This is a genomic window from Mycobacterium sp. JS623 (genome assembly GCF_000328565.1).
In the GTDB taxonomy this organism is placed as follows: domain Bacteria; phylum Actinomycetota; class Actinomycetes; order Mycobacteriales; family Mycobacteriaceae; genus Mycobacterium.
Genome location: NC_019966.1, coordinates 1,514,695 through 1,540,600 on the forward strand (window position 1 = coordinate 1,514,695; position 25,906 = coordinate 1,540,600).

Genomic DNA, 25,906 nt, shown 5'->3' on the forward strand with positions numbered 1-25,906 from the left:
TTCGGCGAAGATCGCAAACTACTCGGCCTCTGACTTGGCCTGCCGCTGGTCGTGGTAGACCTTCCGCGTGTGCTCCGTATGGCGTTGCATGATGCTGCTCGCCAAATCGGCGTCACCGGCCGCGATGGCCTTGATCAGTTCGGCATGTTCGGTCCATGCGCCTTGGCCGCGCGGCTGCGCGATCGGCAGGTAATACCAGTGCCACCGACGCTCGACAAGCCCAATGTGCTTGGCCAGTACGGAGTTTCCCGCAATCTCCGTGATCGCCTCATGCAGATTCACGTTCGCCCTTACCAGCGCTTCCGAGTCATTGGCGGCCAGTGCGTTGATGCCGTCCTGTTGCAACTCCCACAGCCGGTTGACGTCTTCAGCAGTTGCGTTCTCCGCGGCCAACCGGGCTGAGTACGTCTCGAGGACGGTCCGGACCCCGAGCAGCTGGTCCACCTCGTCCTCCGACGGCGTGTGTACGAACGCGCCCTGCGCGGGGCGAAGATCGATCCATCCGTCGGTCTGCAACCGCTGCAATGCTTCACGCACCGGCTGGCGGCTCACGCCGAGATATTCGGCGAGCTCGTTTTCGACCAGGTGCTGACCGCGCTGCAGGGTGCCCTGCACGATCAGGTCCACGATCGCGTCGTACACCGCCTGGCGCAGGGGAGCCGGACGCTGGACCCGGCGCGCTGCGCCATCAATCAGCGTGGACGCGCGCTTACGGGGACTCGGGGTGGGTAGTGACATGCGCGTTCCTCCGGCCAACTAGCTGGTTGCGGTCAACAGATTACCGGCTTTCGTATGCAATAAACTGCTATTGCCGCAATTGTTGTAGTGCGTACCCGCTGACCGGCAACAGAACACCCCGGGTGAGAGGTCCTGAGCAGGACGTCTGGTCACCCGGGGTGTTGTGTGCCGAAGCCGGTTAGTCGACGACGAGGACCTTGGCCTCTACCTGTGTCGGATCGGACCGCGTCGGCGTTGACTCTTTGAGCTTGGGCTGACGCAGCAGGATTGAAAGGAAGGCGCAGGCGATGCCGACCGAACCGGCGATGCCGAACGCGGCGCCGTAACCCCACGTATCCACGACGACCGCGCCCAGGCCGGCACCGACCAGACCCGACACCAGCTTCGAGCTGTAGACCAGGCCGTAGTTGGTGGCGTTGTTGTTCTCACCGAAGTAGTCGGCCGTCATCGCCGCGAACAACGGGAAGATCGCGCCACCACCGAAGCCGGACACCATCGACGCCAACAGGAACAGCGGCATGCTGCCGATCGAACCGGAGAAGTACACCGCGAACTGGGCCAGGCCCAGCACCACGCACACGATGATGAGCGTGTCCCTGCGGCCCACGCGGTCGGAGATCCAGCCGATCACGCCGCGGCCGGTGCCGTTGACGATCGCCTTGAAACTCATCGCGAGTGCGACGATGCCGCCGGCGAAGCCCATCTCCTTGCCGAACGGCACCTGCATCGCGATCCCGAAGATGTTGATGCCCGCGGTGCACAGCAGCACGAACCACATTAGCGGCAGAATGCCGGTCTTGATGGCTTCCTTCGGGGTGTACTGCTTGACCGCAGGCGGGTTCTTCCGCAGTGCGCGGCGAATCTTCGGGTCGTCGTTGACCTTTAGTGGGTCGACGTGCGGCGGCCACCAGTTCTTCGGGGGGTCGACGAAGAAGAAGCCACAAAGCGCGACGACCGACGCCAGGAAGATGCCGACCGCCAATAGGATGCCCTCGTAGTTCTCCAGGTCCATGTAGTTGGTGAACAAGAAGATGAAAGGCACCGAGCCGTAGGCGAAGCCGCCGTTGACGAAGCCCGTCTTGCCGCCCTTGCGTTCCGGATACCACTTGCCCACCATGTTGATGCACGTGGCGTACACGAAGCCGGCGCCGCCGCCGCCGAACAATCCGAAGCCGAGGTAGGCAAGGATGACGTGCGGGGCGAACGCCAGCGACAGGTATCCAAGGAATGCCCCGCCCGCACCGAGCAACATCGCAGAGCGTGCCGACAGCTTGCCGCTCTCCCGCATTTGGCCGACTGGGAATGCGACGGCGGCCTGGAACATCACCCACACGCCCAGCAACCAGAAGATGTGGGCGCCGTGCCAACCGTGTGCCTCCGACAGCGTGTCGTCGGCTGACGTGAACGCATATTCGGAAGAGCTGATGGCCATCATTGAAATCCACGGGAGCCATACCATCCAGGCCCGTGACCGTCCGAGGATGTCGCGGTCGGTCTCGCCGACTCGATACACCCGGCCGTTATCGTCGACTACCTCGCGGTATGCCGGCTGAGCTGACGCGTTCATGCCTGTCGAATCTCCTTTTCGTCTCTGTATACTGCCGACTGTCTGCTTTCTTGGTGGCGGAATCGTTAGATGACTCCCTTCGCCTTCAGCGCGGAGAGCTGGTCACCAAGCCCGAGCTCGTCGCCGTAGATGTGTGCGTTGTGCTCGCCCAGCAAAGGGGAGCGGACGACGTCGACAGGGGAGTCGGACAGCTTGATCGGGCAGCCGACCGTCGTGAACTCGCCGCGTTCGGGGTGAGCCACCCGCACAACCATGTCGTTGGCTGCTAACGAGGCGTCCTCGATGATTTCCTTCGTGGAAAGGATTGGGCCGCAGGGGATGTTGTGCGCGGTCAGCTGCGCGAGCGCCTGCCATTTGCCAAGGCCCATCGTCCACTCCTCGATGAGCTGGAACATCTTGTCCAACTTGTTCAATCGCGCCTGCGGCGTGCTCCACTCGGGATCGGTGACCAGCTCGGGCCTGCCGATCAGATGCGCGATCGGTTCCCAGCCCACCGGCTGTACGACCACATAGATGTAGTCATTCGGCCCACCAGGCGCGCATTTGACGGCCCAGCCCGGCTGCCCACCGCCGGACGCGTTGCCCGATCGCGGGACGCAGTCGCCGAAGTCTTCGTTGGGGTATTCGCCGAGCGGTCCGTGCTGCAGCCGTTGGTGGTCGCGCAACTTGACCCGGCACAGGTTGAGCACCGCGTGTTGCATGGCGACGGTGACGCGCTGCCCGCGACCGGTGTGCTCGCGTTGATAGAGCGCGGCCAGAATGCCGGCCACTGTGTGGATACCTGTGCCGGAGTCGCCGATCTGGGCTCCGGTGGCCATCGGCGGTCCTTCTTCGAAGCCGGTCGTGCTCATCGATCCGCCCATCGCCTGCGCGATGACTTCGTAGGCCTTGTAGTGCGTGTAGGGGCCGTCGCCAAAACCCTTGATGGAGGCGAAGATCAGCCGCGGGTTGATGCGCTGCAGTTCCTCCCACCCGAAGCCCATGCGCTCGATTGCGCCGGGGCCGAAGTTCTCGGCGAGGATGTCGAACCGGGGGAGCAGGTCGGTGAAGATGCGCTTGCCCTCTGCGGACTTCATGTTGAGCGTGATGCTGCGCTTATTGCAGTTGAGCATCGTGAAGTAGAGGCTGTCGGCGCCAGGGATGTCCCGAAGCTGCTTGCGCGTGACGTCGCCCGCGGGTGCCTCCACCTTCACGACGTCCGCGCCGAGCCAGGCCAGGATCTGCGTGCACGACGGGCCGGACTGGACATGTGTCATATCCAGGACGCGCACGCCTTCGAGTGCCTTTCCCAAGACAGTCCCCTTATTTGGTGGACGTGTCGTCAGCGCACCCCGACGCTCGCGCGTCGAAGCCGGACCACACGTTGATCAGTGACCGCTTGCCGGACCCGGCACAGCTCGCTGCTTCGAAGTGGTTTGTGAAGGCAGTCACTCGTCTCGTCGGAAAGTAACGGACATCACAGGGCGTACGGTATACCTCATACAATCTGGATGCAAGCCCCGAGTTTCCTGCCGATTGCCTGACGTGTCTTCAACTACCGCCCATAGCCGCGTATCATGCCGCGTCGCCGCCAGCGTCCCGGTCTCGCCCACACGGCTCCCGCGGGGGCACACGCGCATGATCAATCCACCCAGCCGTGTCATGTAATCCGTTGTGTTACAACGATTTGTCGATGCGACGCGGTCGCGTATCGACACGCGTCGTTGTGCCGTTTCGAACCCCTGTGGGCGGGGTCGTTGTAACGGTGAATTGGCCTGTCGCCGAGTGTCAGCGGGGCGCAGTTTTTATCCCTGACAGAGAAGTCTGTGAGTCCTGGCCGATCGCTGGACAACCCGTGTTGCGTACACCACACTGTTGTCTACCTCATACGGTATGCAATCTTGTGACGAGCTTCTCGGCACGACGAAGCAACCGGCTCGAGTGAAGGAAGTACAACGGATGATTCAGCTCCCCCCGGTCAGCGACATGGCGGATTCCGATGCGCCGACCGTCAAGGCGCTTTCTGGCGTTCGAGTGCTCGACATGACGCATGTGCAGTCAGGTCCGTCGGCCACCCAATTGCTCGCCTGGCTGGGCGCAGACGTCATCAAGCTCGAGGCGCCGGGCACTGGCGACGTCACCCGCAGCCAACTTCGCGATGTCCCCGGGGCCGACAGTCTGTACTTCACGATGCTCAACTGCAATAAGCGCAGCATCACCGTGAACATGAAGAGCGAGGAGGGCAAGCGGATCTTCACCGATCTGGTGTCTCGCGTCGACATCCTGGTCGAGAACTTCGGCCCCGGCGTGGTCGATCGGTTCGGTTTCCCGTGGGAGCGGCTGCGCGAGATCAACCCGCGGCTGATCTATGCGTCCATCAAGGGCTTCGGTCCGGGTAAGTATTTCGACTTCAAGGCCTACGAAGTCATCGCGCAGGCGATGGGCGGCTCGATGGCTACCACCGGTTTCGAGGACGGCCCGCCCGTGGCGACCGGTGCACAGATCGGTGATTCTGGTACCGGAATCCACCTGGTGTCAGGGATTTTGGCCGCGCTCTATCAGCGAACCAATACCGGCCGCGGGCAGCGTGTCGAGGTGGCCATGCAGGAGGCGGTGCTCAACCTGTGCCGTGTCAAGCTTCGCGATCAACAGCGGCTCGCCGCGGGCCCGCTTCGGGAGTATCCGAACCAACAGTTCGGCGACGAGGTCCCGCGCTCGGGCAACGCGTCGGGTGGCGGCCAACCGGGGTGGGCGGTCAAGACCAAGGGCGGTGGCCCGAACGACTACATCTACGTGATCGTGCAGCCGCTCGGCTGGGCGCCGCTGGCCGAACTGATCGGCAGGCCCGACCTTGCCGATCACCCCGACTGGTCACGTCCGGAGGACCGGCTTCCCAAACTGGACAAGGTTTTTGCGTTGATCGAGGACTGGTCGGAGCGACACACCAAATGGGAGGCGTTGGAAGCGCTCAACGCGCTGAACATCCCGTGCGGCCCGGTGCTCTCGACTCGGGAGCTCATCGAGGATGAGACGCTCACCGAACTCGGTGCGATCGTCACCGTCGAGCATCCCGAGCGCGGTGCGTTCAAGACGGTCGGCTCTCCGCTGCGGCTGTCTGATTCCCCGGTCGACATCGTTCGCTCGCCGTTGCTCGGCGAGCACACCGACGAGATCTGCGCCGAGCTCGGCTATTCGCCCGAGCAGCTCGAGCTGTTCAGGGTCGCCGGCGTCATCTGAGCCAAGCGATCTGCGACGAAAGGACAGAACCGTCATGCGATAGACCGCGCGAAAACCGCAGCCGCGGTTAGTGATTGCGTCACGCGGGCTGGCACCCGCATGAAGCCAAGCAAGCGCTCCGGTGCGCGTGCCTTCATCAATTCGTAGAAAGAGAATCGAGCATGTCGTCAACTTTCGCAAGTTATCGCGAGGTCATCGACGCGAACGGCCGGGTATACCGTGTCGGCGAAACCGACCGTGAACTACTCGGCAGATCGCGGACGTGGATGATCTGGCTGCCGTGGATGGCCATGATGGCCGTGAGCGTGTACGAGTATGGCTACGGCGCCGCCGCGAAAGCCATCAGGGAAGCTCACCATTGGAGCCAGCCCGAAACGTTCTGGCTCCTGTCGATCTGGGCCTTCTTCCAGGCAGGCGTGGCCTTCCCCGCAGGCAAGCTGCGCGAAAAGGGCATCGTGTCGCCGCGTGCGGCGATGTTGCTCGGCGCGGTCCTCTCGGCGCTCGGCTTCGCCAGCATCACCCAGGGCAACCTGGTGCTTGCCTACCTCGGCTTCGCCGTATGCGGGGGCATCGGAGCAGGCCTGGTCTATGCGACGTGCATCAACCTCGTCGGCAAGTGGTATCCGGAACGCCGCGGTGGCAAGACCGGATTCGTCAACGGTGGATTCGCCTATGGCGCAGTCCCATTCATCTTCATTTTCAGTTATGCGTTGCACCCGCACACGTACGTCTGGGTGCTCGATCTGGTTGCGGCGTACATGCTGATTGTCTGCGCGGCATGTGGCTGGCTGTTCCGCGATCCGCCAAAGAACTGGTGGCCGTCCGACGTCGACCCGTTGAAGTGGGCGGACAGCAAGAGCGGTGCGGCGAGCCTGAAGAAGAACCCGCCCGCGGCGCGGCAGTACACCCCGATGGAGGCCATCAAGACCGGCATGTTGCCGCTGATGTGGCTCTCGCTCGGAATCAGCGCCGGCGTCTCGCTTTTCGGCATCAGCTACATGGTGCCGTTCGCCAAGGATCTCGGGTTCGGGCCCTTGATCGCCGCGTCGTCCGCTGGTGTGCTGTCGATCATCAACGGCACAGGACGCACGGTTACCGGCTGGCTGTCGGACAAGTTCGGACGTAAGCAGACCCTGCTGGTTGTGCTCCTCATCGAGGCCCTGTCGCTGGTCGGGTTGCTGTACGCCGGCAAAGCCGAGAGCGAAATCGCATTCCTTGGCTTCGCCTTCCTGGTCGGCTTCGGCGGCGGCGCGTTCTACCCGATGTTCGCCTCGCTGACGCCCGACTACTTCGGCGAGAACAACAATGCCAGCAACTACGGCCTGGTCTACAGCTCCAAGCTGGTGGGCTCGATCGTGGGAATTGGCGTGGGCGCCAGCGTGATTGACGCGTGGGGCTACACCGGTGCGTACTGGCTGGCCGCCGCGAGTGCTCTGGTGTCAGCGGCGATCGCAACCTTCCTGCGGCAGCCGGGTCGCCCGCGAGTACCCGTTGCCCAGTCAGATCCAGCCGTCAGCGAAAAATCGCTGACACCGACGTTGGCCGACTGATCCGGGCGCCGAGGCGGCCGAGGGTGAACGCTCAGACGTTCCCCTTGGCCGCCTTCTGGCGTCGCTGCTCTTGATAGATCTCCCTGGTGCGCTCGGTGTGCAGCCGCATCAGGGTGCAGGCTCGTCCGGCGTCTCGATTGGCGATCGCTTCGATCAACTCGGCATGCTCCCCCCAGGCGGCTTTCGAACGCACCTGGGCAATGGGCAAGTAGTACCACCGCACCCTGTGCTCGACGGACGCCCTGAGGTCGGCCAGAACTTTATTGCCTGACATCGTCACGATATGGGTGTGTAGCGAGGCGTTTGCGGCGACGAGAACCTCTTCATCATCCACGGCAAGCGCTTCCTCGCCGATGCGCTGGAGCTCGTGCAGGTGCTCGATCTGTTCGGGCGTGGCGTGCTCGGCCGCGAGCCGCGCGGACTCCGCCTCGAGAAGGCTGCGTGCGGCGAGCAGCTGATCGGCCTCAGACTCGGTGGGGACGTGGACGAACGCGCCGAGCGCCGGGCGCAGGTCCACCCATCCTTCGGTATGCATGCGCTGCAACGCTTCTCGGACGGGCTGTCGACTGACTCCGAGCGCATCGGCCAGATCCTTCTCGACCAGATGCTGACCTGGCTCCAGCTCACGAGTGATGATCATCTCGACGAGGGCCTCGAAGACAGCCTCGCGCAACGGTGCGGGGCGCTCGACGATCGGCGCCCTTTTCAGCGCCGCCGCGCCACCGAGGGTGGCGGTCGAGGTTAACGGGTGGGGCATTGGGCCGCCCTTCTAGTCGCGGCAGGGTCTTAACAGCATACAGTCGTCAGGATCCAATCGACTCCGCCTTAGCGCTGAGACATGCCGCACACCCGTCCGGGCTCAAGCGGTCCGCGTCGTCCTTCGGATAATTTCGCTATACGGAATAGGCTTGTCACTTTACGGATCGGAGGTCGTTGTGGCGGAGGGCGTGCAATCAGTTGAGCGTGCCTTCGAGCTGCTCGAGATCATGTCGAGTTCGGGCGGCAGTGTGGCGTTGGGGGAGTTGGCCGCTCGCGCCGAGCTGCCGCAGCCGACCATTCACCGCCTAGTCCGGACGCTGCTCGCGATGGGCTACGTGAGGCAGCTCGAGAACCGTCGCTATGCGCTGGGACCCAAACTGATTCGGCTTGGCGAAAGCGCCGCGCAGCTGATTGGCGCGTGGTCGCGGCCCCACCTGACCGAACTGGTCGAGCGGACGGGCGAGAGCGCCAACATGGCCGTCCTCGACAACGACATGGCGGTCTACGTCGCACAGGTGCCGTCGCCGCACGCGATGCGGATGTTCACCGAAGTGGGCAGGCGGGTCCACCTGCACTGCACCGGCGTCGGCAAGGCGCTGCTCATGCAACTTCCCAATGACAGTGTGGAGGCGCTGATGAGGCGCGCGGGCATGCCTGCGGCCAACGAGAATTCGTTCACCACCCCCGAGGCGTTGATCCGAGACATCGAGCTGAGCCGGTCCCGCGGCTATGCCGTCGACGAAGGCGAGCAAGAGATCGGCGTTCGGTGCTTCGCCGTACCCGTACCGGACGCCCCCACTCCGACCGCGATCTCGATCTCGGGACCGGCTGCCCGTCTCACGTTGAAGTCGGCGACGAAAGTGACGCCGCTGCTGAAACGCGTTGCCCGCGATATCGCCTCGGAGTTCGAAGCGCTTGCATAGATCCCGCCGAGTGTGGGCTTATGTCACGCTTCAAGCGGCGCAAGCGTGCGGGTAACCCACGTTCGGCGGAACTAGTCGAGTAGCAGCAGGGCCGCCGCCGTCGGCGCGTCCTCGAGCGTTTCCGCGAGATCGTTGAACTCCATGATGTTGTCGATCTCGGTACCCATCGCAATGTTGGTGATCTTCTCGAGGAAGATCTCGACGACCACCGGAACCTTGTGCTCGTGGGCCAGTTGTTGCGCCCTCGCCAACGACGGGCCGATATCCGCCGGCTCGACCACCTGGATTGCCTTGCAGCCCAAGCCTTCCGCGACACGAAGATGGTCAACGCCGTAGCCCTTCGGAACGTCGCTGTCGGTCTCCTGCGCGTTGATGTTGTCGAAGCCCAGCGACACGTGATAGTTCATGTCGAAGTTGCGCTGCGCCTGGCGGATCAGTCCGAGGTACGAGTTGTTCACCACCACATGGACGTAGGGCAGGTTGAACTGCGCGCCGACGGCCAGCTCCTCGATGAGGAACTGGAAGTCGTAGTCGCCCGACAGCCCCACCACGGTCGCGGTGGGATCGGCGGCGGCGACACCGAGCGCCGCGGGCACGGTCCACCCCAGCGGGCCGGCCTGTCCGCAGTTGATCCAGTTCCGCGGTCCGTACACCTGAAGGAACTGCCCGCCGGCGATCTGCGAGAGCCCGATCGCGGTGACGTATCGAACGTCGCGGCCGAACGCGCGGTTCATCTCCTCGTAAACGCGCTGCGGCTTGATCGGCACGTCGTCGAAGTGGGTCTTGCGGTGCATCGTCTGCTTGCGCTGCCTGCAATCGTCGACCCAGGTGCTCCAATCCGGCAGGGTCCCCGCCGCGCGGCGCTCCTTCGCGACGGCGACAAACTGCTCGAGCGCCGCCTTCGCATCCGAGACGATCCCGAAATCAGGCGCGAAGACGCGGCCGATCTGGGTCGGCTCGATGTCGACGTGAACGAACCGTCGTCCCCGCCGGTAGGTATCCAGTCCACCGGTGTGCCGGTTGGCCCACCGGTTACCGATTCCGAGAACGAAGTCGGAGGCGAGCATGGTCGCATTGCCGTAGCGTTGCGACGTCTGCAGACCGACCATGCCTGCCGCCAGCCGGTGATCGTCCGGAATGGTGCCCCAGCCCATAAGCGTCGGCACGACAGGAACATTCAGGATCTCGGCCAACTCGACCAGCAGATCCGAGGCGTCGGCGTTGATGATGCCGCCGCCGGCAACGATCAACGGCCGCTCGGCGGACACCAGCATGTCGATGGCCTTGTCGGCCTGACCACGCGACGCCGCAGGTTTGTAGACCGGCAGCGGCTGATAGGCCTCGGGGTCGAAATCGATCTCGGCAAGCTGAACGTCGATGGGCAGATCGATCAGCACAGGTCCCGGTCGGCCCGACCGCATCAGATGGAAGGCCTGCGCGAAAGCGCCTGGGACTTGGCCGGGTTCGAGCACGGTCATCGCCATCTTGGTGACCGGTGCAGCGATCGAGGCGATGTCGACGGCCTGGAAGTCCTCTTTGTGCAGCCTGGCTACCGGCGCCTGCCCGGTGATCGCGAGGATCGGAATGGAATCCGCCGAGGCCGAGTACAACCCGGTGATCATGTCGGTGCCCGCAGGGCCCGAGGTGCCGATGCACACGCCGATGTTGCCCGCCGCGGCGCGGGTGAAGCCCTCGGCCATGTGGCTGGCGGCCTCGACGTGGCGGGCAAGCACATGCTTGATACCGCCGTGTGCGCGCATCGCCGAGTAGAACGGGTTGATCGCCGCGCCCGGCAGGCCGAATGCCTGAGTGGCGCCCTCGATTTCGAGGATTCTGACCGCCGCGTCGACGGTTCGCATCCGTGTCATCAGCTGTCCTTGCCCGAGAGCCGCTCGACGCCCAACAGCAGGGCCGAGTGGTCGAGTCCGCCGTCGCCGTTGGCCATGGCCGACGCCATGAGTTGTGCGACCAGTGAACCGAGAGGGGTGACCACACCCGCTTCGCGCGCGGCGGCGGTGACGATGCCCATGTCCTTGTGGTGCAGCGCGATTCGGAAACCGGGATCGAAGTTACGCTCCAGCATCTTCAATGCCTTCTGGTCGAGCACGGCCGAACCGGCCAGCCCGCCGCCCAGCACCTTGACAGCGGCCTCGATGTCCACGGCGTAAGCCTTCAGGAACGTGATCGCCTCGGCGAGCAGTTCGATGTTGCCGGCAACGATCAGCTGGTTGGCCGCCTTGACGGTTTGCCCCGCACCGTTGCCGCCGACGTGCACGATGGTCTTGCCGACCACGTCGAAAATCGGTTTGGCAGCGGCGAAGTCGTCTGCCGAACCACCGACCATGATCGACAGCGTCGCGTTCTGCGCGCCCGGCTCACCGCCGGACACCGGCGCGTCAAGGATGCGCAGTCCACGCTCGACGCCGCTTTTGGCGAACTCCGCGGTGACATCGGGCCGGATGGAGGAGAAGTCGATCACCAGCGTGCCGGGCTGGGCGTGGGCGAAGACCCCGTCGTCGCCCAACAAAACGGCCTGCACCTGTGGGGAGTCGGGCACCATGACCGCGACCACGTCGGCGTCCTTGACGGCCTGTTCGATGGATTCGGCTGCCTTGCCGCCTGCTTCGACGACGGCGGCCGTCCGTTCGGGCGACGTGTCGACGCCGACGACGGTGTGGCCGGCATTGATCAGGTGACATGCCATCGGGCTGCCCATGATGCCCAGTCCGATGAAAGCGATTGTGCTCATTAGATCCTCGTTTCTGCTTGTGCGTGCAAGGTGGCGCCGCGCTCTGCTCGCGGCAGCCATTCGAAGGTGTCCGGCTTGGTTGCCTTGTACTCCAGGCCGACGTATCCCTGGTAGCCCTGTGCTGCCAACTGCTCGAGGTAAGTGCGCAGCGGGATTTCCCCGGTCCCCGGTTCACCCCGGCCAGGCGCGTCGGCGATTTGTACGTGGCCGACACGGGGGCCGTAGTCGGTTATCGCGGTGGCGATGTCGTCGCCGTTGACGTGCAGGTGGTAGAAGTCGGCGAGCAACCGCAGGTTGGTCGCGCCGTGCTGGGCGTGCACCCGGTCGATGACGCGGATGGCATCGGCTGCGGTGAGCAGCGGATACCGGGGTGCACCGCTGACCGGCTCGATCAGGACCGTCGCCCCGATGCGATCCACTGCGCGTGCGGCGTAGGCGAGGTTCTCTGTGGCGACGTCATCTTGGTTCGCGGGGGAGTAGTCGTCGATGCGATTGCCGTACAGCGCGTTGAATGCGCGGGTGCCAAGCGTCTCGGCGATTCCGACGGCGACCTCGACGTTGTCCCGAAATGCTTGCGTCAAGGCCGGATTCGACAAGATTCCGCGATCGCCGGCGGGCATGTCGCCAGCGGCGAAGTTGAGGCCCGTCAGCTGGACACCCGCATCCTGGATGGCCCGGATGAAGGCGGTGACGTCGGCGTCCGGCGGCGTTGGGGTGTCGAACGGCCACCAGAACTCGACTGCCTCGAAGCCGGCGTTGCGGGCCGCCTGCGGCCGATCCAGAAGTGGCAGATCGGTCAGCAGGATCGAGCAGTTGACCGTATAGGCCGTCATCTCGGCGTTCCTTTCTCGGGGCCCGACGGTGCGCGTGACACCAGGACGTAGCCGGCGGTCGCCCATCCCAGCGGGAGCATTGCGAGTGCGCCGTACAACGTGGCCATCTCGAATCCCCTATTCCGTATCGTGGAATCTGCATACCGTATACACAAATCAGTGAACCTGCACTACGTCCCTATGTCAAGGGTGAGATCGCACCGCTTGACGGCGGCGGAAGCGAGTGACACGGTCTTCAATGAAAAATATATTCCGCGATACGAAATAAATCCCTATCCCGCAGATGATTGGTGGTCCGATGGCTGGCCATGTGGTGATCGCGCCCGACAAGTTCAAGGGCTCACTGACGGCAGCTGAGGCCGCCGAGGCGATATCAATGGGCCTCAGACGAGGCGACCCAACGCTGACGACGGTGCACTGTCCGATTGCCGACGGCGGAGATGGCACGCTCGGCACCGTCTTGGCGGCCGGGTTCGAGCGGATCCCGGTCTATGCCAAGGGGCCGACGGGTCAGATTGTGCACACCGCGTACGCGCGTAGCGGCAAGGCTGCCGTCGTCGAAATGGCGGAAATCTGTGGCCTGCAACGGCTTCCCGGCGGCACGCCTGCTCCAATGACGGCTTCCAGTCGTGGCCTCGGCGAAGTAGTTGTGCAGGCCCTTGATCATGGCTGCCGCGACATCATCATCGGCGTCGGGGGCAGTGCGAGTACTGACGGAGGCGCAGGGTTTCTCACGGCCCTTGGCGCGACCGTGCGCAATCAGCACGGGATACGCCTGCAGGCAGGCACACCCGTCGGCGAGGCAGCCCACCTGGACCTCACCGCGCTGCATCCCGACATCGCCTGTGCCTCTTTCATTCTCGCTTCTGACGTCGACAACCCGCTGTACGGTCCGCTTGGCGCCGCGAGCGTCTATGCGCCGCAGAAGGGAGCCAGCCCGGATCAGGTTCTCGAGCTCGACCGCGGCCTTCGGCGCTGGGCGGACATTGTCGAGCGCGAAACGGAAGTGGACTATCGAACCGCCGCAGGTGCAGGCGCCGCCGGCGGCGTCGGCTTTGCGGCGCTGGCCGTACTCGGCGCGCAGATGCAACCAGGCATCGACGTCATCATCGACCGCATCGAGCTGGACAGCCATCTGCTGGGTGCGTGCGCGGTCGTCACCGGCGAGGGGTCACTGGATCGACAGTCGTTGCGCGGCAAGGCCGCAATTGGCGTGTGTCGGCGGGCTAGCACGCACGGCATCCCGACCTTCGCCATCGCAGGCGTGTCCGCGCTGACGCCCGCCGAGGCCAACGCCGCGGGCTTCGCAGGCGTCTACGCGCTCAGCGACTTGGAGCCCGACCCAGCGCGGTCGATGAGCCACGCGGCTGAGCTGCTCGCCAAGGTCGGAGAACGGCTCGCACCCGCACTCGGCCGGTCCATTGGCTCTTCGCGCTAGCACTCAGCGGGTCCATTGGCTCTTCGCGCTAGCGCTCAGCGGGTCCATTGGCTCTTCGCGCGAGCGCTCATCGCACCTTGACGACGACCTTGCCCTTCGCCGTCCGGTCCTCCAGCGATGCGATCGCGTCGGCGGCACGCTCGAGCGGATAGACGATCGGTTCCGGTGCCGAAACCTTGCCCGACGCCAGCAGCGGCTCCAGCTCGGCCCACTGCTCGCCCAGGTAGCCCGGATGAGTCAGGCTCCAGGCACCCCAGCCGACGCCGACCGCATCGACGTTGTTCAGCAGCAGCCGGTTGACCTTCACCGTTGGGATGTCACCGCCGGTGAAGCCGATGACCAGCAGCCGCCCGCCTGGCGCCAACGACCGCAACGAGTCCGTGAACCGATCGCCACCCACCGGGTCGACGACGATGTCGACGCCCCGTCCGCCGGTCAACTCCGTGACGGCGTCCTTGAACCCGTCGGCCAGCACCACGTCCGATGCTCCGGCCGCCTTCGCGATCGCGATCTTGTCCTCGGTGCTCACCACCGCGATCGTGCGCGACGCGCCCCACGCCGGCGCAAGCCGCAGCGTCGACGTGCCAATGCCGCCCGCTGCACCGTGCACCAGTACCGTCTCGCCTTCAGCCAGCCGACCGCGCGTTCGCAGCGCGTGATGCATGGTGAGGTCGTTGAACAGCAACCCGGCACCTGCCTCGAACGACACCGCGTCCGGCAGCTTGAAAACTCGATCCGGTTGTAACGCAACGACTTCCGCCATCGCGCCGCAGAGCATGGTCAGTGCAGCGACCCGATCACCCGCCGCCACGTGTGCGCCATCCGGCGCACTGCGCACCACGCCCGCGATCTCGGCGCCGGGCGTGTAGGGCAACTCGGGCTTGTACTGGTAGAGCCCCCGCGATTGCAGGGCGTCGGGAAACGCCACGCCCGCGGCGTAGACGTCGATGAGGACCTCGCCATCGCCGGCACTGGGCTCGTCTACCTCGACGATCTTGGCGGCCTGGGGCCCGTCGAGCTGGGCAATCTGAATCGCGCGCATCGCATCATTTAACTCCTGCGCCGATCGCGCCCAACCGACCGGTAGGCTGGTATTGACGGCAGCGTTGCCGAACTCGATGGGAGCACGCATGGGACGTGGCCAGGAGGCCGGTTCGCCGGCCAGAAAATTCGCCGCGGCCGAGGCATTGCCTAAGGGCCGCGTCGTTCCTGTTCGGTCCAAGGACGGCATCCGCCTGCACACCGAGGTATTCGGACCCGAGGACGGCTACCCGATCGTCCTCGCGCACGGCATCACCTGCGCCCTACGGGTATGGGCCTACCAGATCGCGGACCTGTCGACCGACTACCGCGTCATCGCGTTCGACCATCGCGGCCACGGCAAAAGCGCTGTGCCGGCCCGCCGCCACCGCTACAGCCTCGACATCCTGGCGAGCGATCTCGACTCCTTGCTGGAGGCGACGTTGTCGTCGGGCGAGCGCGCAGTCATCGCCGGCCACTCCATGGGCGGCATCGCGATCACGTCATGGGCCGACCGCTATCCCGACCGGGTGCTGCATCGTGCCGACGCGGTTGCGCTGATCAACACCACCACAGGCGACCTACTGCGCAATGTTCGATTCATGCCGATGCCCCCGCCGTTGGCCGATGTCAGGGTTCGTGCGGCAGGCACTCTGCTCAAAACCTTTGGTGCCGCACCACTTCTGCGTGCGGTGGATCGGCCGAGCCGTCGGTTTGTCTCGACGATTGCGGTGGGTCGCGACGCCGATCCCGCCGTCGCCGATTTCATCTACGAATTGTTCACCTCGACGCCGCCCGCCGGGCGTGGCGGCTGGGCGCGCACACTCGTCGACGCGCTGGGTCCCGACCACATCGGGCTGACCAACCTGACCGTGCCGACGTTAGTGATCGGAAGCACGAAAGACCGTCTACTGCCGATGGTTTCATCGCGGCACATCGCGAAGATGGTGCCCAACTTGGCGTCCTTCGTCGAGCTACCCGGCGGGCACTGCGCAATCGTCGAGCGTCCCGACGACGTCAACAAGCATCTGCGGATGCTGATCGAGTCGGTGGCCCGGCAGCGCAGCGCCTAACCGGTCAGCGCCCGATGCACCTCGTCGGCCGCTCGCTTACCCGAACGCACCGCGCCATCGAGAAACCCGGTCCATTCGTCGGCGGTCTCCGTGCCTGCCCAGAAAATGCCATCGACCGGCTTGCGCAGCCACGGCCCGTACGTCGTCCATGACACTGGTGGAACCGCGGCCGTCGGGCCGCCGGGCGCGAATTCCTCTGTGCCCCAGCAATGGTCGAGATAGTCGATCGGCTGTCGTGCCTCGTCACCGAACAGCGCCGCGAAGCCGTCCAGCGCCTGCGCGCGCCGCTGGTCGGGAGGGAGTGGGTCGAATGCCCGCGCGTCGGTGAAGCCGAGCAGGATGCCCGGCCCGGCGTCGCTCGGGCTGACGTCGAAGGTGATGAACACGGGTCCCTCGTCGGACAGCGCCTCACCGGAGCAGCCGTTGGTCCGCCAGAACGGCGTCTCGTAGGCGGCGTACGCCTTGCTCAAGTTGCCTTGTGGCCAGTGCTCCGTGAGCTTTTCGTACTCGGGCGCAAGAGGCGGGTCGAACGCGATACCTGCCCGATGCTGCGGGGGGACCGCCACGATGACGGCGTTAGCGGCGACGTCGCCACAATCGGAGCCGACGATCAGCGTGCCGTCGGAGCGCCGCTCGATGCTGTGCACGACCGCGTTCAATACCACGCGGTCGCCGAGCTCGTTGGCGATCCGCAGCGCAATCTGTTGCGTGCCACCGGGAAAGCGGTCCTGCTGGGCGCCGCCCTCGACGTCGAGCATCCTGCCGAGCCCACCCGCCGCCTTGATGTAACGGGTCGCGTGCAACATCGACACTTCCTCGGGCTCACAGCCCCACGTCACGCGCGACATGATCGCCATCAGATTCCGCGTCGACGCGGACGCATGCACATAGCGCAGCCATTCGTCGAGCGTCTTGGAATCGAGGATCTCCGCGATCGACGACGTCCACGGCTTGTCCACCGGCACCCGCCTGCAGACGCGTTCGAACCGCCACTGAATCCGCGACACGTCGAGCAACTCGATGATCGACAGCTTCGGAATGGTGCTGCGGTACGACCGGACCTTGCCGTGCCACCGGATCAGATTCTTGCCGCGGCTGTACGTCCGCACCATCTCACAACCCAATTCCTTCGCCAGCGCGATCACGGCGTCCTGGGTTGGCCCGACGAACGTTCCGCCGAGATCGACCGGCGTATCCGCGATCCTCGCCGTCGACGAACGTCCCCCGACGCGATCCCGGCCTTCGAGTACCACGACGTCGTGCCCGAGCCGCACCAGGTCACGGGCGGCCGACAGCCCCGCGAACCCGGCACCCACGACGACGACGTCGACTTTGGGTGGAATGCTCACGCCACTAGGCTCTCACGTCGTGAAGGTCATGACAGCGTTGTTTGGACCGACGGATGCCAAGGAACGCGCGCACCTGTTGCGCGAGGCCGGCGCCAGCGGGGTGTTCACCTTCGAGGGGCCGCACGACGTGTTCACACCGCTGGCATTGGCCGCGGCCGTCGAAGACCTTGACCTGATGACCAATGTCGCGATTGCGTTTCCCCGCAACCCGATTCACCTCGCCCACCAAGCCAACGACCTGCAGTTGCTGACGAAGGGGCGGTTCACACTCGGGCTCGGCACACAGGTGCGCACGCAGATCGAGAAGCGGTTCGGCGCGGAGTTCGACCGGCCCGTTGCCAGGATGACGGAACTGGTGCGCGCGTTGCGCGCCATCTTCGGGGCATGGAACTCCGGCGAACGCCTGGACTTCCGCGGGGAGTACTACCGGCACACGCTGATGACGCCCACCTTCAGCCCCGGCGCCAACCCCTATGGTCCGCCGCCCATCTACGTCGGTGCGCTCGGCCCGCGGCTGACACACGCCACCGCCAAGGTCGCCGATGGTTTGCTCGTCATGCCGTTCGGCTCCAAGCGGTTTCTGCAGGAGGCGACGATGCCCGCGGTACGCGAGGGGCTCGCCGCCGCGGGCCGCAGCGAGGCCGACTTCGCGGTGGTCCCTGAGATCATCGTGTCCGCCGGTGACGATCATTCCGCCACCCGCAGGCTGCTTGCGTTCTATGGGTCGACGCCTGCGTACCGGCCCGTCCTGGACGTGCACGGCTGGGGTGACCTGCAGCCCGAGCTCAACAAGCTGTCCAAACAGGGCCTCTGGGAGGACATGGGCGCTCTGATCGACGACGAGGTGCTGCACAGCATCGCGGCATGCGGCAGCCCCGCCGAGATCGCCGCCCATATCCGCGACCGGGTGGCAGGCGTCTCCGACCGAATCTGCATCTACCAGCCAGGACCAATTGCGGTGGAGTCACTCGCCTCGATCGTTGACGCGCTCAACCACTGAGCCCATATTCTGGTACTCAGCCGGACCAAAGGGGATTGGGTATGACCACGACGGACGCCGAATTCTCCGACGTGCTGATCATCGGCGCAGGCATCTCAGGGATTGGCGCCGCATACCGGATCCACGAGAAGAATCCCGGGCTGTCGTACACGGTGCTGGAACGGCGTGAGCGCATCGGCGGCACCTGGGACTTGTTTCGGTATCCCGGTATCCGCTCCGACAGTGACATCTTCACCCTCAGCTTTCCCTACGAGCCGTGGCGACGGCCGGAGAACGTGGCCGACGGCCACGACATCCGGGCGTATCTGACCGAGACGGCTCGCAAGAACGGCATCGACGAGCACATCCGGTTCAACACGAAGGTGCTGTCCGCCGATTGGGATTCGAACACCGACACGTGGACGGTGCAGACCGAGCAGAACGGCAGTCTCAAGGCTTATCGCGGCCGATTCGCGTTCTTCGGCACGGGCTACTACAACTACGACGAGCCCTACCGCCCGGAGTTTCCCGGCATCGAAAACTTCAGCGGCGAGGTGGTGCACCCGCAGTTCTGGCCGGAGTCGCTGGACTACGCAGGCAAGCGGGTTGTGGTGGTCGGCAGCGGCGCGACGGCCGTCAGCATGATCCCGTCGCTGACCGAGAAGGCCGGCCACGTGACCATGCTGCAGCGCTCACCGACGTACATGTTGTCGATGCCGCGCATCCATCCGGTGGTGCAAGCGATCCGAAAAGTGTTGCCGCTGCGGGCCGCCAACCACGCCGTCCGGTTGTACAACACGCTGTTCACCGTCGTTACCTACGTCGTCGCACGGAAGGCACCGAGGTTTAGTCGACGACTGCTCCGCGGGCTCGCGAAAAAGGCGCTACCAGAGGGCTATCCGGTCGACATTCACTTCAAGCCGCGATACGACCCGTGGGACCAGCGGATGTGTCTGATTCTCGACAACGACCTTTATACCGCCGTCGGCGACGGCCGCGCCGAAGTCGTCACCGACACGATCGATCACGTCGACAGCAACGGGATAGTCCTGAACTCCGGCCGACACGTCGACGCTGACGTCATCGTCACCGCGACGGGCCTGCAGTTGCAGGCGCTGGGTGGGGTGGCGATCAGCATCGACGGCGCCGAAGTCAAGCCGCAGGACCGGTTCGTCTATAAGGAGCACATGCTCGAAGACATCCCGAATATGGCGTGGTGCGTCGGCTACATCAACGCATCGTGGACGCTGCGCGCCGATCTCACCGCCCGGTCGGTCGCAAAACTGTTGGCGTACATGGACGATCACGGGTACACCCACGCCTACCCGCACCTTGGTGACAAACCGATGCCAGAGAAGCCGGCGTGGAACATCAACGCGGGATACGTGCAGCGCGCATTGCACGCGCTGCCGAAATCCGGCACGCGCCGACCGTGGAACGTGCGGCACAACTACGTGCTCGATGCCATCGACCATCGTCTCGACCGCATCGAGGAGTCGATGGTGTTCGGCCGCGCGGAGGCTCGGGAGGCCGAGCCCGCTTAGGAGGTGGCGTCAGTGACAGAGCCCGAATATTCGGACGTCCTGATCATCGGTGCCGGCATTTCCGGTATCGGCGCCGCGTACCGGATCCACGAACGCAACCCGCACCTGTCGTATGCGATCTTGGAGCGACGCGAGCGGTTGGGTGGTACCTGGGATCTGTTCCGGTATCCGGGCATCCGGTCGGACAGTGACATCTACACACTGTGCTTTCCGTGGGAGCCGTGGACGCGGCCAGAGATGATCGTCGACGGAGAGCACATCTGGGAATACCTCGATCAGACCGCCCGCAAGCACGGCATCGAAAAGCACATTCGATACAACACCTACGTCCGCTCCGCTGACTGGGACTCGCGGACTGACACCTGGACGCTGCGGGTTGAACAGGACGGCCGACGCACCACCTACCAGAGTCGGTTTGTGTTCTTCGGCACCGGCTACTACAACTACGACGAGCCTTATGCGCCAACGTTTCCCGGTATGGAAGCCTTCAACGGCGAGTTGGTGCATCCCCAGCGCTGGCCCGAATCGCTCGATTACGCCGGTAAGCGAGTCGTGGTCATCGGCAGCGGGGCAACTGCGGTCAGCCTTATTCCGTCGCTGACGGACGCCGCCGCCCACGTGACGATGTTGCAGCGCACACCGTCGTACATGATTTCGTCAATCAAGATCGAACCCACCGCGGTCGCGATACGAAAAGTGTTGCCGCTCAAGCTCGCACACTGGATCGTCCGGTGGCGCAACGCGATCGTCGGGGTGGTCTTGTGGGTAGTCGCGCGCCGGGCACCGGAATTCAGCAGGCGTTTTCTCCGACGCACCGCCGAGAGCACGCTACCGCCTGGCTACGACATCGATACGCATTTCAACCCGCCGTACAACCCGTGGGATCAGCGGCTGTGCTTCATCATCGGCGCCGACTTGTACAAGGAGATCACCAAGGGCAGGGTCGAGATGGTGACCGACCACGTCGACCACCTGGATGCCACCGGCATCGTGCTGCGCTCGGGCCGGCATCTTGACGCCGATGTCATCGTCACCGCGACCGGCCTGCAGTTGCAGTCCCTTGGCGGCGCGGCGATCACCGTGGACGGTAAGCAGGTCAACCCGCACGATCGGTTCCTGTACCGCCGCCACATGCTGGAGGATGTTCCGAATGCCGCGTGGTGTGTCGGCTATACCAACGCCTCGTGGACACTGGGGGCGGACCTGACCGCGCAGTCGTTCTCGAAGCTGTTGGCGTACATGAATTCCCATGGCTACACCCATGCGTATCCGCATCTCGGCACGGTGCGCATGTCCGAAGAGCCCGCGTTCAAATTGGAATCGGGCTACGTGAAGCGAGGCCTGCACATGCTGCCGAAGGCAGGCAGTCGCAGGCCGTGGCAGATGTCGCAGAACTTCCTACTCGACGTTCTTCGCCGGCCACTCGAATCCATCGACGAATCGATGGTGTTCGGGCGAGCGGCTACGGCGTCCGCAGGGTCAGCCCCGACCCGAGCAGCGCCGACGCGGACAACCCAAATGTCGTCTTGAACCTGTCGGCGAGATGCGACGGGCTGGCAAAACCGGCCTTCATCGCGGCCGCGGTCAGATTGTCGCCCGCCGCGATGGCCGTACCCGCGCGCGTCAACCGGACCCACAGCCGATAGCTGCGCACACTGGTGCCGAGTCCGTCGCGGAACAAATGCAAAAACCGTGATTCGGATAGCTTTGCGGCGGCCGCGAGTTCCTGTGAGGAGGCCGTTGCCGCGGGGTCGTCGCGGATTGTGCGCGTCGCGGCGACGATGCGTGGATCGATATGTCGCTTCGCGGCGGGTGCTGCCAGATCGAGCCAGTGCGAAGCGCTTTCGTCGTCGCACGGCTGAACTGCAACCGCGCTTCGTCGACGTGGCCCACGCCGACTTGGCCTTGCCGGTCGCTGAATTTGTGCCTGCTGGTGTCGGCGCGCTCCGATGTCGGTTCCAGTTAGCAGGAGACAAACCCGGTGCCGATGCAGGTGAGCTTGTGGGTCAACCGTGGCGGGATCAGCAAGCTGTGCGCGGTGCGGTTGGCGCCGTCCGCGGTGGCGACGGTGAGCGGCCGTCGATGTCGACCGCCAGGCACCATACAGAGCCCGAATGCGGGGCAAGCACTACGTGACATCAGTCCCGGTAACGCCATTCGTAGGCGGCCCAGACCAGCAAGCAACCGACGACAACAAAGAAGGCAGGGTGGGGTCACGGCATGAACGGTTGACTACCCGAAGTCGGCTAGGGCGCGACGGTCAGCCAGTCGGCGAAGCCGGACGGGTCGTGCCGGCCCAGCGCCCCGTGCTCGAACAAGCCCCAGCCCTCGCGTTCGACGCCGTCGGCGTCGCGGCAGACCGCGCGACCTACATGATCGATGACGCCGAAACCGGCACGCCCGACGATCGCGGGATCAGTCATGTCGTAGGTCAGGCGTTCGGTGAAGTTCTCGCCCTTCCACATGCCGTGCAACCAGTCCGAGTCGCCACCGTATCCGCCGCCGACGTGAATCGGGACCGGCAGTTTGGATTCGACGTCGAAATGTACTGGGCTGCCGTCGAATGCGGTCGCCTCGATGGTCGCACCCGTGGGAATGCGGGTACCGGAGCGGTAGTGGATCTTCACCCGCGGCCAGCCGAGTTGCTCGACACGGCCGTCCTTCCAGATGCGGGTGCAGTCGTTGAGCGAGCGGAAGCCCTGTGGATCCTCCTGAATGATGACGACGATGCCGAAGTCGTCGAACGCCATCGGCACGTACAGCCACCACATGCCCTCGAATGGCGGATCGTCGGGACGGCCCGCGGGTTCCGCTTCACCGATCGGCCGGATACCCCATGACCGGTCGCGGGAGCCGATCCAGCGGGACGGATCGACCGCGATTTCTTCACCGTCGATCAACAGATGGCCACTCCACGCGCCCAGCTGAGCGAACCGCTGCGCATCGAGTGTCACCCGGTTGCCGCGCCGCATGACGTGCGGCTGTTCCTGCACGACGTCGAACAGGCCATCCCACGTCAGATCCGCTGCCATACCCTCGGTTTCGTCGAGCACGATGCGCAGCTTGTGCAGCGGCTCGATCACCTCGATGCGGTAGTTGCCGACGTGTTGGTTGAGCCGGTCCTGATCGATGGCGTCGCTGAGGTGCACGGCTGTCTGCAGGTCGCCATTCCCGCCGAATCTGCCGTCTCCGCGCCGGGCAACCAAGAGGAATGCGTCTTTCACCCCGAGATTGGGGTAATAGCCGATGCCCGAGATCATGAAGATGTCGCCGGTGCGGTCGTGCGCGTTGTAGTAGGAACGGTCGTAGAAGTTGCGGTCGCTGGAGCCCGGCCACGCGATCGGCTGCGGGACCTGATGTACCGGGTATTCATCCATGGGGCCGAGCATCACGCTTCTCCGATCAGTCGCTTGAGCACCGAGCCGTGATAGAACAGCGACTCCACGTCATCGGGTTTCTCGATCTCGCCGAATCGGACGCGCCGCGCGCTGGTCCGCATGAACACGCATGCCCAGATCACACCCGAGTACACGTAAAACCAGTGCAGGTCCCCAAGTTCGACGCCGGCGAGCTGTGAATAGGTCGCCTTGACGTCCTGTTCGCGCATGAAGTCCGGCAAGCCCGGCAGCCCAGCCATGCCGGCGAGTTCCTGAAACACCATGTGTGCGAAGATGATCCAGGCCACGTCCATCTCCCGCGGCCCCAGCACCGCCATCTCCCAGTCCAGCACGGCCACCGGCCGGTAATCGGAGTACAGCACGTTGCCGACGCGCGAGTCGCCCCACACCAGCACCGGATCCTTGGCCGCGACATCGGCTGGCCAGTTCGCCTCGAGCCAAGCCAGCGCACGCTCCAGTAGTTCCGAGCGGCCGATATCGGGCACCGCGAACTGATACCACGACTGCAGCCAATTGAGGTTGCGCCGCAACGCGTTTGGTTCAGATCCGTCATCAAGGAAGCCGAAGGTGGCTTCTGGGTCGGGGATCGAATGCAGCTTGGCGATCACCTCGACCGTGCTGTCCTGCAGCTCGCGCTGACGTTCGGCGGGCGAGTCGGCGAACCAGTTGTTGCCGAACGTGTACGGCATGACATCCGGCGGCACCTGGCCCTCGACGTAATCCATCAGGAAGAACGGCGTGCCCAGCACAGAGCCCGTCGGCTCGAGCCACCGCACCCGCGGCACCGGAACATCGGTCTTTTCTCCGACCAGGCGGATCACGTCGAACTGGTGGTCCATTCGGTACGACGAGAACACCGGCACGTCCTGCGCGGTGGGCGCTACGCGCGCCACCCACTTCTCTTCCCGTTGCTCGCCGTCGTCGTCCCAACGGCCCGTCAGGATGATCGTCTCCGACGACATGCCGTTGGAATCGACGCCGCTTTCCACCGTGATCTCGGGCCTCACACCGCCGGGCATCACGGTGAACAACCAATCCGACATCACGCCGGGCAGCGTGCTCAGGTCGCGACTGGAGTGTTCGAGGCGGCTGACATCTTCGACAGCCGGTTCAGTAGCCACAAGTTCTTCCTTCGGCCGGTAATTACGATACGGTGGGTAGCGTTATGAAAGCAGACGCGTCCGCGGTTGACAAGAGCCCGACCGCAGGACGGCCCAGGGACCCGCGCATCGACGCTGCCATACTGCGTGCCGCCGCGGATCTGCTTGTGGAAATCGGCTATTCGAACCTGACCATGGCCGCCGTCGCCGAGCGCGCCGGAACCACCAAAACCGCGCTGTACCGGCGCTGGTCGAGCAAGGCCGAACTAGTGCACGAGGCGGCCTTCCCGGCGGCGCCGACCGCGATCGAGACGCCGCCCGGCGACATCGCCGCCGATATCCACGCGATGATCGCCGCCGCCCGCGATGTCTTCACCAGTCCACTGGTGCGCGCCGCGCTGCCGGGCCTGATCGCCGACATGGCCGGCGACGCGGACCTCAACGCCCGAGTGATGAGCCGCTTCACCGACGTGTTCGTCGCGGTGCGGACACGGTTGGCGGATGCGGTGCGTCGCGGCGAGGTGCACGTCGACGTCGATCCCGACCGGCTGGTCGAGGTGATCGGCGGCGCCACAATGCTGCGGGTCTTGCTGCAGCCAGACGAACCGCTCGGTGAGGACTGGGTCGCGCAGACGACTGCCATCGTGGTCCACGGTGTGGTGGCATAGATATTGATGCTTGAGCCGTTCCCCACCGATTGGCAGACCGCCCTGCTTCTCGTGCCACATCCCGACGACCCCGAGTACGGCTGCGCGGCAGCGGTGGCGAAGTGGACGACGCAGGGCAAGACCGTCCATTACGCGTTGGCCTGTCGCGGCGAGGCCGGCATTGCGGGCATGCCACCCGAGCAAGCCGGGCCGCTGAGGGAAGCCGAACAACGCCGATCTGGAGCCATCGTCGGGGTCGACGAATTGCAGTTCTGGGACTTCCCGGACAGCCGGATCCGCAACACACCCGAATTGCGCGCCAAGATCGCCGAGACGATCACCGCGTTGGCGCCCGACGTCGTGCTCACCATCTACAGCGGTCCGGAGTGGGCGCCTGGGGCGCCGAACCAGCGCGACCACATCGAGTTCTCGAACGCCGTTGCGGCCGCCTATGACTCGCTGATCGATCCGCCGCGATGGCTGTTCGAAAACGGACCGGACGTCACCCATGCAGAGGTGATCGACGACGACTGCTTCGACCGCGCCGTCGCGTCCCTCGCGGCACACGAGGTGTATTTGTCGGTACTCGATCCGGACACTCCGGTGCTCGAGCAGGCACGTAAGCAGGTCGATATGACTACGGCGCCGCGGCCCGAGTTCGGCGGCCGGCGCACAGTGGAGTTCATTCTGCGACGACCTGTGAAGTGACTGGGGGTCGGCGGGAATCCGTTTCGAATAAGTCCGGCACTGGGTAACTGGACGTCACCAACGGAACGAGAAGGAGGTCGCAATGTTGCACACGGTCGTGCTGGCGGCCCAGGACAACGTCGAGGCGGCAGGGTTCATCCTGCGCGGAATCAAGGGCATCTTCGTTGCGATCGGCAGCATCATCGCAGCCATCATTTGCGGCGCGGTGGCCGCTATGAAGGGGCGCAATCCCCTGGGATGGGGAATTCTCGGGCTGTTCTTCAGCATCCTGACGCTGATTGTCATCATCGTCATTCCAAGCAAGAAATCTTGATG

At 64.7% G+C, this 25,906-nt stretch carries 23 protein-coding genes; 11 read left to right on the forward strand and 12 right to left on the reverse strand.

Going from position 1 to position 25,906, the window contains the following annotated elements; genetic code table 11:
• Positions 1-18 precede the first annotated feature (18 nt).
• From MYCSM_RS07270 to frc (MYCSM_RS07280), 3 genes are all read right to left on the reverse strand, one after another.
• Positions 19-738 carry a GntR family transcriptional regulator gene (locus MYCSM_RS07270; RefSeq protein ID WP_015305496.1) on the reverse strand — a complete coding sequence of 240 codons (720 nt, stop codon included), beginning with the start codon at positions 736-738 and terminating at the stop codon, positions 19-21.
• Between the two features lie 178 nt (positions 739-916).
• Positions 917-2,305 carry an OFA family MFS transporter gene (locus tag MYCSM_RS07275; RefSeq protein ID WP_015305497.1) on the reverse strand — a complete coding sequence of 463 codons (1,389 nt, stop codon included), beginning with the start codon at positions 2,303-2,305 and terminating at the stop codon, positions 917-919.
• A gap of 65 nt (positions 2,306-2,370) precedes the next feature.
• Complete coding sequence (gene frc / locus MYCSM_RS07280) at positions 2,371-3,597, reverse strand: formyl-CoA transferase (protein ID WP_015305498.1); 1,227 nt, start codon at positions 3,595-3,597, stop codon at positions 2,371-2,373.
• A gap of 646 nt (positions 3,598-4,243) precedes the next feature.
• On the opposite strand from frc (MYCSM_RS07280), the gene frc (MYCSM_RS07285) reads away from it, so the two are divergent.
• Positions 4,244-5,521: a formyl-CoA transferase gene (gene frc / locus MYCSM_RS07285; protein ID WP_198345009.1), complete on the forward strand. Its 1,278-nt coding sequence runs from the start codon at positions 4,244-4,246 to the stop codon at positions 5,519-5,521.
• Positions 5,522-5,682: 161 nt separating this feature from the next.
• Complete coding sequence (locus tag MYCSM_RS07290; RefSeq protein ID WP_015305500.1) at positions 5,683-7,071, forward strand: OFA family MFS transporter; 1,389 nt, start codon at positions 5,683-5,685, stop codon at positions 7,069-7,071.
• A gap of 31 nt (positions 7,072-7,102) precedes the next feature.
• Here the strand turns inward: MYCSM_RS07290 and MYCSM_RS07295 are convergent, their stop codons facing one another.
• Positions 7,103-7,828 (reverse strand): GntR family transcriptional regulator, encoded by a 726-nt coding sequence (locus tag MYCSM_RS07295; RefSeq protein ID WP_015305501.1) that lies wholly within the window; start codon positions 7,826-7,828, stop codon positions 7,103-7,105.
• Between the two features lie 151 nt (positions 7,829-7,979).
• Here MYCSM_RS07295 and MYCSM_RS07300 point away from each other — a divergent pair, with 151 nt between their 5' ends.
• The gene (locus MYCSM_RS07300) at positions 7,980-8,753 is read left to right on the forward strand and encodes an IclR family transcriptional regulator (RefSeq protein WP_041311472.1); all 774 of its coding nucleotides are present in this window, start codon (positions 7,980-7,982) and stop codon (positions 8,751-8,753) included.
• A gap of 71 nt (positions 8,754-8,824) precedes the next feature.
• Here the strand turns inward: MYCSM_RS07300 and gcl are convergent, their stop codons facing one another.
• The 3 genes from gcl to MYCSM_RS07315 are packed head-to-tail and all read right to left on the reverse strand — an operon-like array spanning position 8,825 to position 12,335.
• Positions 8,825-10,621 (reverse strand): glyoxylate carboligase, encoded by a 1,797-nt coding sequence (gene gcl, locus MYCSM_RS07305; RefSeq protein ID WP_015305503.1) that lies wholly within the window; start codon positions 10,619-10,621, stop codon positions 8,825-8,827.
• Positions 10,621-11,502: a 2-hydroxy-3-oxopropionate reductase gene (locus MYCSM_RS07310; RefSeq protein WP_015305504.1), complete on the reverse strand. Its 882-nt coding sequence runs from the start codon at positions 11,500-11,502 to the stop codon at positions 10,621-10,623. Before MYCSM_RS07310 ends, gcl begins: the two co-directional genes overlap by 1 nt.
• Positions 11,502-12,335 (reverse strand): hydroxypyruvate isomerase family protein, encoded by an 834-nt coding sequence (locus MYCSM_RS07315; protein WP_015305505.1) that lies wholly within the window; start codon positions 12,333-12,335, stop codon positions 11,502-11,504. The genes MYCSM_RS07310 and MYCSM_RS07315 overlap by 1 nt, the downstream gene beginning before the upstream one ends.
• Before the next feature lie 298 nt (positions 12,336-12,633).
• Here MYCSM_RS07315 and MYCSM_RS07320 point away from each other — a divergent pair, with 298 nt between their 5' ends.
• On the forward strand, positions 12,634-13,773 hold the full coding sequence (locus MYCSM_RS07320) for a glycerate kinase (protein ID WP_015305507.1): 1,140 nt from the start codon (positions 12,634-12,636) through the stop codon (positions 13,771-13,773).
• Between the two features lie 67 nt (positions 13,774-13,840).
• On the opposite strand, the gene MYCSM_RS07325 is transcribed toward MYCSM_RS07320, so the two are convergent.
• Complete coding sequence (locus MYCSM_RS07325; RefSeq protein ID WP_015305508.1) at positions 13,841-14,815, reverse strand: NADPH:quinone oxidoreductase family protein; 975 nt, start codon at positions 14,813-14,815, stop codon at positions 13,841-13,843.
• Between the two features lie 88 nt (positions 14,816-14,903).
• Here MYCSM_RS07325 and MYCSM_RS07330 point away from each other — a divergent pair, with 88 nt between their 5' ends.
• The gene (locus MYCSM_RS07330; protein WP_015305509.1) at positions 14,904-15,866 is read left to right on the forward strand and encodes an alpha/beta fold hydrolase; all 963 of its coding nucleotides are present in this window, start codon (positions 14,904-14,906) and stop codon (positions 15,864-15,866) included.
• On the opposite strand, the gene MYCSM_RS07335 is transcribed toward MYCSM_RS07330, so the two are convergent.
• A complete protein-coding gene (locus MYCSM_RS07335) occupies positions 15,863-17,215 on the reverse strand; it encodes a flavin monoamine oxidase family protein (RefSeq protein WP_015305510.1) in 1,353 nt (450 codons plus the stop codon). The genes MYCSM_RS07330 and MYCSM_RS07335 overlap by 4 nt on opposite strands.
• Before the next feature lie 19 nt (positions 17,216-17,234).
• Here MYCSM_RS07335 and MYCSM_RS07340 point away from each other — a divergent pair, with 19 nt between their 5' ends.
• The 3 genes from MYCSM_RS07340 to MYCSM_RS07350 are packed head-to-tail and all read left to right on the forward strand — an operon-like array spanning position 17,235 to position 21,268.
• Entirely contained in the window at positions 17,235-18,215 is a 981-nt protein-coding gene (locus tag MYCSM_RS07340) for a TIGR03617 family F420-dependent LLM class oxidoreductase (RefSeq protein WP_041311474.1), read from the forward strand.
• A 41-nt stretch (positions 18,216-18,256) separates the two neighbouring features.
• Positions 18,257-19,738 (forward strand): flavin-containing monooxygenase, encoded by a 1,482-nt coding sequence (locus tag MYCSM_RS07345; RefSeq protein ID WP_015305512.1) that lies wholly within the window; start codon positions 18,257-18,259, stop codon positions 19,736-19,738.
• A 12-nt stretch (positions 19,739-19,750) separates the two neighbouring features.
• Positions 19,751-21,268, forward strand: a complete 1,518-nt coding sequence (locus MYCSM_RS07350; protein ID WP_015305513.1) for a flavin-containing monooxygenase — start codon at positions 19,751-19,753, stop codon at positions 21,266-21,268.
• Here the strand turns inward: MYCSM_RS07350 and MYCSM_RS38080 are convergent.
• The 3 genes from MYCSM_RS38080 to MYCSM_RS07360 all read right to left on the reverse strand — a co-directional run bounded on the left by MYCSM_RS38080 (position 21,201) and on the right by MYCSM_RS07360 (position 24,257).
• On the reverse strand, positions 21,201-21,419 hold the full coding sequence (locus MYCSM_RS38080; protein WP_232425733.1) for a helix-turn-helix domain-containing protein: 219 nt from the start codon (positions 21,417-21,419) through the stop codon (positions 21,201-21,203). The genes MYCSM_RS07350 and MYCSM_RS38080 overlap by 68 nt on opposite strands.
• 565 nt (positions 21,420-21,984) lie before the next feature.
• The gene (locus MYCSM_RS07355) at positions 21,985-23,127 is read right to left on the reverse strand and encodes a hypothetical protein (RefSeq protein WP_015305514.1); all 1,143 of its coding nucleotides are present in this window, start codon (positions 23,125-23,127) and stop codon (positions 21,985-21,987) included.
• Complete coding sequence (locus MYCSM_RS07360; RefSeq protein WP_015305515.1) at positions 23,127-24,257, reverse strand: phosphotransferase family protein; 1,131 nt, start codon at positions 24,255-24,257, stop codon at positions 23,127-23,129. The genes MYCSM_RS07355 and MYCSM_RS07360 overlap by 1 nt, the downstream gene beginning before the upstream one ends.
• Positions 24,258-24,301: 44 nt before the next feature.
• Here MYCSM_RS07360 and MYCSM_RS07365 point away from each other — a divergent pair, with 44 nt between their 5' ends.
• The 3 genes from MYCSM_RS07365 (at position 24,302) to MYCSM_RS07375 (ending at position 25,904) form a co-directional block, all read left to right on the forward strand.
• Entirely contained in the window at positions 24,302-24,904 is a 603-nt protein-coding gene (locus MYCSM_RS07365) for a TetR/AcrR family transcriptional regulator (protein WP_015305516.1), read from the forward strand.
• Between the two features lie 6 nt (positions 24,905-24,910).
• Complete coding sequence (locus MYCSM_RS07370; protein ID WP_015305517.1) at positions 24,911-25,591, forward strand: PIG-L deacetylase family protein; 681 nt, start codon at positions 24,911-24,913, stop codon at positions 25,589-25,591.
• Positions 25,592-25,673: 82 nt separating this feature from the next.
• Positions 25,674-25,904 carry a hypothetical protein gene (locus MYCSM_RS07375; RefSeq protein WP_015305518.1) on the forward strand — a complete coding sequence of 77 codons (231 nt, stop codon included), beginning with the start codon at positions 25,674-25,676 and terminating at the stop codon, positions 25,902-25,904.
• Positions 25,905-25,906 lie beyond the last annotated feature (2 nt).